This is a genomic window from Bifidobacterium thermacidophilum subsp. thermacidophilum DSM 15837 (assembly GCF_000426425.1).
Classification (GTDB): domain Bacteria; phylum Actinomycetota; class Actinomycetes; order Actinomycetales; family Bifidobacteriaceae; genus Bifidobacterium; species Bifidobacterium thermacidophilum.
This window is the reverse complement of record NZ_AUFI01000011.1, coordinates 15,056-27,323: the sequence shown is the minus strand read 5'-3', so window position 1 is coordinate 27,323 and position 12,268 is coordinate 15,056. Positions and strand designations below refer to the sequence as shown.

At 59.9% G+C, this 12,268-nt stretch carries 10 protein-coding genes and 1 pseudogene; 3 read left to right on the top strand and 8 right to left on the bottom strand.

Annotated features, from left to right (window positions below; all coding sequences use genetic code 11):
* Window positions 1–171: 171 nt before the first annotated feature.
* Window positions 172–237: pseudogene (locus K315_RS10955) on the bottom strand (zinc-ribbon domain-containing protein); the annotation flags it as partial.
* Between the two features lie 433 nt (window positions 238–670).
* A complete protein-coding gene (murA, locus tag K315_RS0107275; protein ID WP_029576855.1) occupies window positions 671–1,996 on the bottom strand; it encodes a UDP-N-acetylglucosamine 1-carboxyvinyltransferase in 1,326 nt (441 codons plus the stop codon).
* 287 nt (window positions 1,997–2,283) lie between these two features.
* On the opposite strand from murA, the gene K315_RS0107270 reads away from it, so the two are divergent.
* A complete protein-coding gene (locus K315_RS0107270) occupies window positions 2,284–3,450 on the top strand; it encodes a GmrSD restriction endonuclease domain-containing protein (protein ID WP_029576854.1) in 1,167 nt (388 codons plus the stop codon).
* Window positions 3,451–3,625: 175 nt separating this feature from the next.
* Window positions 3,626–4,834 (top strand): beta/alpha barrel domain-containing protein, encoded by a 1,209-nt coding sequence (locus K315_RS0107265; RefSeq protein WP_029576853.1) that lies wholly within the window; start codon window positions 3,626–3,628, stop codon window positions 4,832–4,834.
* A 171-nt stretch (window positions 4,835–5,005) separates the two neighbouring features.
* Here the strand turns inward: K315_RS0107265 and K315_RS10520 are convergent, their stop codons facing one another.
* From K315_RS10520 to leuC, 3 genes are all read right to left on the bottom strand, one after another.
* The gene (locus K315_RS10520) at window positions 5,006–5,401 is read right to left on the bottom strand and encodes an iron chaperone (protein ID WP_029576852.1); all 396 of its coding nucleotides are present in this window, start codon (window positions 5,399–5,401) and stop codon (window positions 5,006–5,008) included.
* Window positions 5,402–5,706: 305 nt separating this feature from the next.
* On the bottom strand, window positions 5,707–6,393 hold the full coding sequence (gene leuD, locus K315_RS0107255) for a 3-isopropylmalate dehydratase small subunit (protein WP_029576851.1): 687 nt from the start codon (window positions 6,391–6,393) through the stop codon (window positions 5,707–5,709).
* 125 nt (window positions 6,394–6,518) lie between these two features.
* Entirely contained in the window at window positions 6,519–7,922 is a 1,404-nt protein-coding gene (gene leuC, locus K315_RS0107250) for a 3-isopropylmalate dehydratase large subunit (protein WP_029576850.1), read from the bottom strand.
* Window positions 7,923–8,129: 207 nt separating this feature from the next.
* On the opposite strand from leuC, the gene K315_RS0107245 reads away from it, so the two are divergent.
* Window positions 8,130–8,897, top strand: coding sequence for an IclR family transcriptional regulator (locus K315_RS0107245; RefSeq protein ID WP_029576849.1), 768 nt, complete (start codon window positions 8,130–8,132; stop codon window positions 8,895–8,897).
* A 134-nt stretch (window positions 8,898–9,031) separates the two neighbouring features.
* Here K315_RS0107245 and K315_RS0107240 read toward each other — a convergent pair whose 3' ends face one another.
* From K315_RS0107240 to K315_RS0107230, 3 genes are read right to left on the bottom strand one after another with little or no spacing between them, the layout of a single operon-like run.
* Window positions 9,032–10,054, bottom strand: coding sequence for an ATP-binding cassette domain-containing protein (locus tag K315_RS0107240; RefSeq protein WP_161786019.1), 1,023 nt, complete (start codon window positions 10,052–10,054; stop codon window positions 9,032–9,034).
* Entirely contained in the window at window positions 10,005–10,808 is an 804-nt protein-coding gene (locus tag K315_RS10745; protein ID WP_044085957.1) for an ABC-2 family transporter protein, read from the bottom strand. The genes K315_RS0107240 and K315_RS10745 overlap by 50 nt, the downstream gene beginning before the upstream one ends.
* 12 nt (window positions 10,809–10,820) lie before the next feature.
* A complete protein-coding gene (locus tag K315_RS0107230) occupies window positions 10,821–11,423 on the bottom strand; it encodes an ABC-2 family transporter protein (RefSeq protein WP_162142816.1) in 603 nt (200 codons plus the stop codon).
* Window positions 11,424–12,268 lie beyond the last annotated feature (845 nt).

Genomic DNA, 12,268 nt, shown 5'->3' with positions numbered 1-12,268 from the left:
TGCAGTGGCATTCGGCACAGTGCCATTCGGTTCGATGGATGATGGCGACGCTGCTGGACGCACAGAATCCGGAGCCGAAGCCGGAGAGCCATCAGGTGCCATCACCTGACCGGGCTGGGTTTGTACCGCGGTTTGAGCCGCTGCTTGCCCCACGCCCGATTGACGCAGAGGGTTGCCACATGACGCACAGAACTTGGCATCATCGGTGTTCTTCCATCCGCAGTGCCCACAATACATGGCGAATCCCTTCGTCTCAGCGCCCCGAATCCTACCGAACAACAACGCTCGTCTTCCGGGCTGTACTTCTCAACTGAGCGCCATCTTAACATCGCGACACGCGGCTGACGATAGGTACCGACTCGTTGCTGTCATCCGTCATCTGCCCGCCGTGTGACTTCCACGTCACGCCTCGTCCAGATACCGCGCCGGAACCATCCTCCAACCCAGCTGCCCTGCAACCGCCGAGTCGCACAACACCAGGATACCACCGCCAGATACCGCCCGAAAACACGTGGTGCCGCCCTCCACATCGGAGAACGGCACCATCAGTACCAACAGCCATCGGAATCAGCTAACCCGGCAACATCCCCGCCCGGACCTCCCAGACCAGCCGGACCTACCAGACTAGCCGCCGAGCACAGAGCACCGCGCGTCAAGCACCAAGCCAACGTCAGTCGATATCAGCCCCAAGCGCGAGCAGCTTGCCGCGGAAGTCCGCGTACCCGCGGTCGATCAGTGAGATCCCGTGCACGTCGGACGGGCCGGAAGCCGCAAGCGCCGCGATCAAATGGCTGAAGCCGCCGCGCAGGTCGGGCACGTCGATATCGCGCCCGGTCAGCGGGGTCGGTCCGAAAATCACCGCGGAATGCTTGTAGTTGCGCTGATGGAAACGGCAGGGCAGCGAGCCGAGGCATTCACGGTACAGCTGGATGGTCGCCCCCATCTGTACCAGCGGCTTGGTGAAGCCGAAACGGTTCTCGTACACGGTCTCGTGCACGATCGACAGGCCTTTCGCCTGGGTCAGTGCGACCACGAGCGGCTGCTGCCAATCGGTCATGAAGCCGGGGTGCACGTCGGTCTCGATGGCCACCGGGTGCAGGTCGCCGCCCGGATGCCAGAAGCGAATGCCCTCGTCGGTGATGTCAAACTTGCCGCCGACCTTGCGGAACACGTTAAGGAAGGTCATCATGTCGGCCTGCGTGGCGCCCTTGACGAACACGTCGCCGCGGGTGGCAAGCGCCGCGGAAGCCCAAGAGGCGGCTTCGATGCGGTCGGTCAGTGCGGTGTGGGTGAAGCCTTGGAGCTTTTCCACGCCTTCGATGCGGAAGGTGCGGTCCACGTCCACGGAGATGATTGCGCCCATCTTCTGCAAAACCGCGACCAAATCCATGATTTCCGGTTCGATGGCCGCGCCGGACAGTTCCGTCTTGCCTTCGGCGAGCACAGCCGCCAGCAGGGTCTGCTCGGTGGCCCCAACCGATGGGTACGGCAGATGGATTTTCGCGCCATGCAGGCCGTTCGGAGCAGTGATATGGATGCCGTCCTTGTGTTCCTTGTCGACGTCGGCGCCGAGTTTGCGCAGAGTGTCGAGATGGAAGTTGATCGGACGCCCACCGATATTGCAGCCGCCGAGCGCCGGAATGAACGCCTCGCCCAAGCGATGCACGAGTGGGCCGGAGAACAGGATCGGAATGCGTGAGGAGCCGGACAAGGTGTCCACATCGGCGACATCCGCGAGTTTGACGTGGGAAGCGTCGATGGTGACGATACCGTTCTTGCCGTCCACATTCACGTCCACGCCGTGCAGGCGCAGCAAATCGGACACCACGTGGACATCGCGGATTTCCGGCACATTCTTCAAGACGGACTTACCGGGCGCGAGCAGGGCGGCAACCATGGCCTTGCTTACGAAATTCTTGGCTCCGCGAACCTTGATCGTGCCATGGAGCGGTTTGCCGCCCTCAACATGGAGCACATCGTCTTTCTTTTCGACCACGTCGACCTCTTTCGATTCCCTTGCCCGGACACGTCTGTCGCCCCAATGGGCGGCCGACGCTGACACACTACTGGTTGGTATCACCAATGGTGCCACACCGCATGTGCATAAGCGGTGAACATGCTACCAGCCGAATCGTACGTGAAAAGCGGTTTTCCGCCAATCGCCACAGAACAACGACAACACCGTCCATGACACGCTTGCGAGATGCCGGTTGTCAGCCTTCCTGCGGACATAGAATGTCTCGTTGAAGCACGCTATCGGGCGGTGCTTCGGAGGGATTTGGAATGATCAAGCATGTGGAGGAGCATCACATGAGCAATTCCGGCGGCGCGGGAGAGCGCCAATATTCGAATATCACGCGTGGCGTCTTTTCCAGGGGACGTTCGCTGACCAAGCTGATTGCCGCAATCCTCGCAGGCACAATGCTGCTGCCGTTGTCCGCGTGCGGCGGGTCCGACAGCGATACATCGGCGTTGTCAAGCGATTCCGCGTCGGAGAGCGCGACTCCGTCCGAATCCGCCTCTCCGAGCGAAACGCCCGAATCCAGCGCAAGCCCGTCAGACGACGCATCCGCGCAATCCGACGCAAATTCGGGATCATCCAACGCGTCCGGCGCCGCCGTCGACATGCTGGCAACCCTGCCGGTTAAAGGGCGCGCACCCAAAACCGGATACGCGCGCACCCAGTTCGGTGCCGCCTGGTCGGACGTCGATCACAACGGCTGCGACACGCGCAACGACATCCTCAAACGCGATATGACGAACGTGACCTTCAAACCCGGCACGCATGATTGCGTGGTCAAGACCGGCACGCTCAACGACCCGTACACCGGGAAAACCATCAATTTCGTGCGCGGACAGCATACGTCGACCGCCGTGCAGATCGACCATGTCGTCGCGTTGTCCGACGCGTGGCAGAAGGGCGCACAGCAGCTCAACGCTGACCAGCGGCTGCAACTGGCGAATGACCCATACAATCTGCTCGCGGTGGACGGGCCGGCAAACCAGCAGAAATCCGATTCCGACGCGGCGTCCTGGCTGCCGTCGAACAAGTCGTTCCGCTGCCAGTATGTCGCGCGGCAGATCGGCGTGAAGCACAAGTACGCGCTATGGGTGACGCAGGCTGAGAAAGACGCGATGACCAACGTATTGTCCGGCTGCCCGGGGCAGACCGTACCCGATGGCGGCGGCGTGGTCGCCTCTGCGCAAGCGGACAGCCAGCCTGCGCAGACGCCCGCGCCGGCGCAGACACAAGCCGCACCCGCACCGGCACCAGCACCGGCACAGACACAGGCTGCACCGGTTCCAGCGCCCACGCAGCAATCCGGCGGGGATGTCTATTACCAGAACTGCTCGGCCGTCCGCGCTGCGGGCAAGGCTCCGCTGTATCAGGGGCAACCGGGGTATTCCAGGAAACTCGACCGCGATGGCGACGGCGTAGCCTGCGAGTAATTGCTGGTCGGAATCGACTGCGCGGTCGGTTTTGGGATGCCACCCGAATCGGTCGTTCTGAATCAGCCGCGCAAATCGTCTCACCAGCGCCGCACATCGCCACGACCAATCACGCCAATCCATATACTGGGAGCAAATACGGGTGCCGAAAGGCAAATGACGGGAGTTTGCAAGCATGACCAACGAGCAATTCGAGCCGTTCTATGACGTCAACCTCACCTATGACGACAATTACCGGCGCGGGCCGTTCGGCCAGTTCGCGCAGGCGCTGGCGGGTGAGGCTTCGGCACTGAAAGGCGAGGCTGCAGCGTCCAACAGCGGCACGATGGATTCCGCGGCGACTTCCGAATCGGCTCCGACAACCGATGAAACCGCTGCGACACACGCAACCCCCACAGAACCCGCAACCGTGCTCGGTTTCCCGGTGAATCTGCCGTTCGGCATTCCCGCCGGCCCGCTGCTCAACTCACGGTTCACGACCGCCGCCTTCCGTATGGGATTCGATTTGGCCGTGTACAAAACCGTGCGGTCGCGCGCTTGGGGTTGCAACCCCTTCCCGAACGTGCTGGCCGTGCACCCCAAGGCGGCGGACGGGTCGCTCACCCCCGGCAGCCCCGAACTCGATGAAGGCGTGCTCGCGGACACCCGGTATGATTTGCCGATTTCCATCTCGAATTCCTTCGGCGTGCCGTCGCGCGACCCTGACGTATGGCAGCCAGATATGCGTGACGCCATCGCCGCCGCCGGCCCCGGACAGCTGTTGGTGCCGAGTTTCCAAGGCTCACGCGTCGCCGGCATGAGCACCGACGAGTACATCGCCGACCACGTGGCCACTGCGCGGCTCGTATGCGAAACCGGCGCACAGCTGATGGAAATGAACACGAGCTGCCCGAACGAAGGCCATAACCGCCTGCTGTGCCACGACCCGCATCTGGTCGGCCGCATCACCGAAGCAGTCAAGAACGAGATTGGCGACCGGCCGCTCATCGTCAAACTCGCCTATTTCCCCTCGGATATCGAGCTCGAGACCATGGTGCGCGAAACCGTCGGACATGGCACAGCGCAAGGTTTCTCCACCATCAACACGATTTCCGCGAAACTCGTGGACGCTTCCGGCAATCAGGCGCTTCCTGGCGAGGGGCGCGACCGCAGCGGCGTGTGCGGAAACGCGATCCGTGGGGCTGGACTGGACATGGTCCGCCGCCTGTCGGCGATTCGCGAGCGCCTCGGGCTTGATTTTGCGATCATCGGCGTCGGCGGGGTCATCGAGCCGGAACATTACCTCGCGTACCGAGAGGCGGGGGCAGATGCGGTCATGAGCGCGACCGGCGCCATGTGGGATGCGACGCTCGTCCGGCGCATCAAAGCTGCCATCGGCGCATGAACCAAACCGCGTAGACCAATCCCATCAGAGCGGGCAAACAGGTCAGCACGAGCATACTGTTGACGTGGCTCACCAGCCTTTCTGCTTAGGGTTCTGCGCAGACAATCCTTGGATAATCCGCCGCCAACCCACGCAGGCAATCCTGCGGCTTACCTCACGAAACCGCGGATATCAACATCCTGGACGGCGCTGATCCCAGAAGGTCTGCACGTCGCGCTTGTCCGCGATGGTGAATTCGATAATCTGTTCGAGCACCTCCCACGCGTCACTGCGCTCATACGGAATCTGGAAGGTCTTCTTGCCGCGCTTGAGATGCTGCTGCTCTATTAGCGGCATGGCATGCTCGAATGCGCGCGGTTCGGAGCCGACGGTCACATGGTTGGTCAGCGCGGTGAGCCCGATGATGAATGTGCCATGGTCCATGAACATGGGTTGGTTCCATTTGACTTCGCAGACCAGCTGCGGCCATGTGGCATGCACCCAGTCGAGCAGTTCCTTGAATTTGGTGCGATGCCGCTCGTCGGCAATTGAGCCAAGATATTCCTCGACGTTCGCGTATTTCGCCATGTGTTGCTCCATTCCGGTCGGGACGCGCTCCGGTTTCGTCCGGATGCGGCTGCGCTGTCCCCGTAAGCGTACCGTATCCGGTGCGGCGAATCGCCAAATCGCCAACAGCCGATGGGCGTTGGTTTCCGCCTTGTGATTTCTGAAGTCCCACGGGAGCGATGCCCCAGAAATGGTTGTATTCACCGGATTCCCGCAACCGCTCGCCTGCACAATGTGCCCGTAATCAAGCATCCCGTCACCCGCGTCTACAACGCAAAAGGCCGCGGAATCCACACGGATTCCGCGGCCAACAGCGTATGCCCCGACTACTCCCGGCTACCAATCGGCCCGGCCCACGGCTTGGTCTCCTCGGACTCACGCGCGGACTGGATCGGCACGTCCGGCCAATGCTTGGCCGGCAGCGTCTTCGGCTTGAACGGGAACTTCTCAGCGCGCATCTTCTCGTAGGCGGCGATATCATCCTCGTGCTGGAGCGTCAGATCGATGTCGTCATAGCCGTTCATCAGACGCCAGCGCACGTAGTCGCCCACCTCGAACGGCAGGGTCACGTCGCCGCAAGTCACGGTACGCGCACCCAAATCGACGGTCATATCACGGCCGGGTTCCTCTTCAAGCAACTTCCACAGCAGCTCGATGCTTTCCTGCGGCATAATCGCCGCCAGCACACCGTTCTTCGCGGTGTTGCCGTAGAAGATGTCGGCGAAGCGGGAGGAGATGACCACACGGAAACCGCAGTCACGCAGCGCCCACACCGCGTGTTCGCGCGACGAGCCGATGCCGAAATCCGGTCCGGCGACCAAAATCTTGCCCTGCTTGTATTCAGGGCGATTAAGCACGAACTCGGGATCACGACGCCACGCGTAGAACAACGCATCCTCGAACCCGGTTTTCTTGACCCGCTTGAGGAACACGGCGGGGATAATCTGGTCGGTATCCACATTCGAGCGGCGGAGCGGAACGCCGGTTCCGGTCACCACGGTCAGCTTTTCCATAACGATTCCTTTCATCGGCCGGCGTCTGCCTGCCGGCCTTCACCGGCCGCAGGCGTGTTGTCGGCGGCCGGATTGCGCGTTTATGCGTCTTAAATTGTTCAGCCTGTTTGGCGTGGGATTGCGGTTTACAGGTCCTCGGGGCTGGAAATCGTGCCACGGATCGCCGTTGCGGCGGCAACGGCGGGCGACGCCAGATGCGTACGCGATCCCTTGCCTTGGCGTCCCTCGAAGTTGCGGTTCGAAGTGGAAATTGAACGCTCGCCCGGCACCAGCTTGTCCGGGTTCATGCCCAGGCACATCGAGCAGCCGGCGTTGCGCCATTCCGCGCCGAAATCCTTGAAGATCTTATCAAGTCCTTCACGCTCGGCCTCAAGCCGCACACGGGAGGATGCTGGCACCACGAGCACGCGGTGGATGGAATCGGCCTTGTGGTGGCCCTTCATGATCTTCGCCGCGGTACGCAGGTCGTCGATGCGGCCGTTGGTGCACGAGCCGATGAACACCGTGTCCACCGGGATGCTTTTCATCGGCTGGCCGGGCTTCAAGCCCATGTAGTCGATGGCGGACTGGGCGGCTGCGCGCTGCTCAGCGTCGGCGATATTGGCCGGATCGGGGACATTGCCGGTGATCGGCACGCCCTGGCCGGGGTTGGTGCCCCAAGTGACGAACGGCGTCAAATCGGCAGCGTTGAGCGTCACTTCCTTGTCGAATACGGCGTCGTCATCGGTCTTGAGCGTCTTCCAGTAGGCAACCGCCTTGTCCCACATCTCGCCTTCAGGCGCGTGCGGACGGCCCTTCAGGTACTCGAAGGTCGTCTCATCAGGGGCGATCATGCCGGCACGGGCGCCCGCCTCAATGGACATGTTGCAAATGGTCATGCGCTCGTCCATGCTCAGCTTGCGAATCGCTTCGCCACGGTATTCGATGACGTGGCCTTGGCCGCCGCCGGTGCCGATCTTCGCGATGATTGCGAGGATGATGTCCTTGGCGCTCACGCCCTTGGGCAGTTCGCCCTCAATGTTCACGGCCATGGTCTTGAACGGCTTGAGCGACAGCGTCTGCGTGGCCATCACGTGTTCGACCTCGGAGGTGCCGATGCCGAACGCGAGGGCGCCGAACGCGCCGTGCGTGGAAGTGTGGGAATCGCCGCACACGATGGTCATGCCCGGCTGGGTGAGGCCTAGAATCGGGGCGAAAGCGTGCACGATGCCCTGGTCGGCGTCACCGAGCGGGTGCAGACGAACGCCGAATTCCTTGCAGTTCTTCTCCAGCGTGCTTAGCTGAAGCGCGGAAGTCTTGTCGGGGTTCGGACGGTCGATGTCGACGGTCGGCGTGTTGTGGTCTTCCGTCGCAATCAGCAAATCCGTGTGACGCGGCTTGCGACCCGCGAGACGAAGCCCCTCGAACGCCTGGGGGCTGGTGACCTCATGCATCAGCATCAAGTCGATGTAGATTAGATCCGGCGCGCCGTTTTCGCCTTGCTGTACGAGATGGTCAGCCCATACCTTTTCGGCCAATGTGGTTCCCATGCTGTCTCCTTTGGCGGAATTTCAACGTTTTCGCCCTACAATTACTTCAGCCATGCGTTTCCACATGGCCCTCTGTACTCCACTATGTCGGTTTTCGACGGGTGTCTGCTTTTGCGTTTCGATATGTGAGATGGCATAATCCGGAATATGACTTCTTCCACATTGCGCGTCCCCGTGGGACCGGAACGCTTTGACACCAAGGATTTCATGGGTCCCAACCTCGATCAGAATCAGCCGCCGCAGGCTGATGGCGATATCCATTCCGGCGTCGGAGTACTTGACAAAACGGTCAAAATATTGGATGCGCTCGAATCAGGGCCTGCCACCCTCGGCCAGCTGGTCAACGAAACGGGTCTTGCCCGACCGACCGCACATCGTCTGGCCATTGCTTTGGAACGCCATCGTTTCGTAATCCGCGACCAGCATGGACGCTTCGTTCTCGGATCACGATTCGCTGAACTCGCCGCCGCCGCTGGCGAAGACCGCCTGCTCACCGCATCCGGCCCAATTCTGCAGACTCTGCTTGACCGCACCGGCGAATCCGCACAAATCTACCGTCGTCAGGGCGACCAGCGCGTGTGCATCGCCGCTGTGGAGCGCGCCAGCGGTCTGCGCGATTCCATCCCCGTCGGGGCACTGCTGAGCATGGAAGCCGGGTCCGCCGCGCAGATCCTGCTCGCGTGGGAAGATTCAGAACGCCTGCATCAGGGCTTGCGCCACGCGAAATTCACTGCCGCCAAGCTTGCCGCCGTGCGCAAGCGCGGATGGGCGGAATCCATCAACGAACGCGAAGACGGCGTATGCTCCATCTCCGCGCCGATCCGCAACCCCTCCGGCCAGGTCATCGCCGCGATTTCCATCTCCGGGCCGACTGGTCGCATGGGCACGACCCCTGGCCGCCGGTACGCCCCGCTCGTGATGGCCGCCGGCAAATACCTCACCGAAGCCCTGCTGCGTGCCAGCGGCGAGCGCTGAGGGACCGCCGTCCTCGAGGACAGTTTCCAAACCGGCCTAAGATTCCTAGGCACCTCCGATAACCTTCTACCGACGCTGACAATCGCCTCAGCGTCGATAGAAGGTTTTTGTTATGTCGATGGGCAGTCAATGCATCATGCGCTGTTGTATCGTCTGTACAGTTGCGTGAGAATGTTGTCTATGGATGTCCGTTCAATCGATATGTCCAGAATCCGACACTGTCTTCCAATCATGTCGATGATATCCATGATATTGTGCTCGTCCGCCATGAAATGGTAATAATGTGCACGTCCTTCGGAACGGTCATATGCGATCGTGTCCGGAACCTGCGGGGGTCGGGATGAGTCCGTCACCACGCACATATCACGCACATCACCGACCTGCGCACGCAATTGACTGAAGCTTCCATCGAATCGCTTCGTGCCCTGCGCTACCAGTACGACACGCTGTCCCAGCTCCTCAAGATCAGACGTATTGTGCGAGGTGATCAGAATCGTCAGCCCGGTGTTCGCGTTGAGATCGCCGATATACCTCAGCATTGCCATACGTGCTTCGACATCGAGCCCGAGCGTCGGCTCGTCCAGCAGCAACAGCTGGGGATCCGGCAGCAGGGCAAGCGCAAGATCGGCTCTCATTCGCTGCCCCAGGCTCAGATCACGCGCCAACGAGTTCCATATAGGGGCCAGATTGAATCGTTCACGCAGTATGCCAATTTGCCTGGAATATGTCTCGTCGTCGATTTTCCAGATGCTTTTCTTCCATCGGAAAGACGACGAGACCGGATGGTCCCACCATAATTCCGTTCGCTGGCCAAAAACCACGGCGATATTCCGCACATATCTGACACGGTCAGAGAATGGGTTCATTCCCAGCGATGTCACGGTCCCCGAGTCCGGTGTGAGCAATCCTGCAATACGCTTGATCGTCGTGCTCTTCCCAGCGCCGTTCGGACCGGCGTATGCCACGGTTTCACCGCGATGGATCGTGAGATCCAGATTGTCAAGTGCCGTGATGGTCTTGTACTGCCGCCTGAACAGATTCCGCCATGAACGCGGCGTACCGTCATGCCCCTGCCTCTGCTTGTACTGTTTGCAGACACCGTCGAGTCTAACGACGATGTCCGAAGCTCGAATACCTGGAAACACTGTATTTTCCATAGTGACGTAGTCCTTGCCTGAAAATAACGATGGTGATAATGCCGAACGCCAACGCGAACAGGGGCATCGTATAAAGCCGCCAACCATATGCATGCAGCATGTATGAAGCCGGTACCGCCCCGATCATTGCCGCAGGCAGAATCGAAGTCAACACAGCCCGAACGAACGGTATCACGCCATTCAATGGCAGCACGGACAACTGGCTGATTGCCCCGTCCGTGATTGTGTTGATTTCCTCGGCGGATTGCGGAGCATAAAACGCGAGGGTTCCCCACAAATATTGTGTGGCTATGACGAGACCCGCCGCACACACGATATTCACAATCAGCGCGAACCACCATGCCGGTTCCGGTCGCGCGACGTAAGACAATCCCCAACACAGACACCCCACACCAAGCAGCTGGGAGACAATCAGGTCAAGGGAACCGAATCCCTCGACAACCAATGATTTCCAAAGCGGAAGCGGCTGCAACAGGTTGTGGTCAAGCTGCCCGCGGCCGATTTTCCTGCTGATCATCAGGATGTTACCTCCGCCGACGACTTGGGCGAGACCCCGGGCGGTCAACACGAACCCGACTAGGAAGAGCAAATCCTGACGAGTCCAGTCACCGACTCGACCCAACGCAACCGCCATGGCCAATGACGGCACAATCGCACTGATGGCCAACACCAGTTCACCGAACATCCATACCAGTCCCCTCCCGCCGCCGTCGATAATAGGCTCGAGTCCGAGACGCATGCTGGTTTTCAACATGTCAAGCACAGGTCATCCTCCCAACACCGTAATGCGCTTCCATGTGGCCCGGTACAGCGGAACACATACCAAGGTGAACACGACCACCCATATCAGCTGGATGGCCAGCGAGGAAAGCGAGAATCCACTCGAAACCAACAAATCGATAGGAATGTTCGCCATCGAGGCGAACGGCTGCCAACGCAGCACCCCTTGCCAGCTCTCGGGAAGAATCACAAAAGGGATGACCGAGCCATTGAAGATGGCAACCAATGACCATCGGATCGCGTTCGCGAACCACGTCTCATTCTCCACTCTGACAATCAGCATCGAGAATATGAAATCGAACTCGATACCGATTATCACGCCTAAGAGCAGGGATACCAAGAAAACCGGAATACGCCCCATCTGGACAGACCCTGACCATGCGATATGCCACGCCATAAGAATCAGGCAACCTGAAATCAACGACGGGACGATAACATGGCCCAGCCATTGCGAAACATAGTATTTCACGAGACTTATCGGCCACAGCATACGTGTCGCGACCGTGCCGTTCGCCAAGTCATCCCCCATAGCGGTCGTGGGTTGCAACAGGAAACCCAACGCCTGCGCGATGGCCATATACGAAACCAAGTATGCGCGCCCATCCCCTGTACCGGCCTGCGCCCATACACCAGCCAATGCCAGAAAGGTAATAATCCTGACGAATATCGACGTCGCTTGGGCGAACCATTCAGAACGGGGAACATACGCGGATAATCTGATAGTACTCCACACCTTAGGCTCCCCTTCCGCGACTTTGCTATCAGCCCTCCAATAAAGACAGAAGCCATCATACAACATGATTGGAGAGATGACAGGGCGCATATTGACGCGACATACGTCATACGTCGGATAGAAGACGATTCACACCCTCCCTGCAACGAAATATCCTGCCACGTATGTCCCGCCATGCATCGTCCGCGGGTTATCATTCAGTACCGCAACCGGATAGAACAGACAGTCACGTCCTGCATGTCGAGACATGCACAACCCGTCGGATATCGCAAGACGCAGCCCACCATCAGGACGTCCAATACGTTTGCGTGTGCCGCGGCATTCGTAACCCGTCGAATCCCACCTGATTGCGTGACCGTCGACGGTGTTACGTCGAGTTGCGCATGTTCTTACATACACATCTGAACAAGGCTCCAACAGCGATACCCTTGATTTCTGTATGCCGCATCAACTAGTAGCTGATACATCCGTAATGACCATGTCGACAACCGAGGAACCCGGCAAAAGAGAAGCCCCGACGTTTCCGCCGGGGCCAAGGAGAGAGAAGAGAAGAAGAAGGGTTCAATTATAGTTATGGGGCTTCGGACGAAACCTCGCCGGTTCGCCTCACTCCGGAGGGGTTCCGTTTGCCGGTAGCTCTTATATAACCAGCCGATGCTTGGGGCAACGATGCGGCACACTGGGTATGCGCTACCAATTGC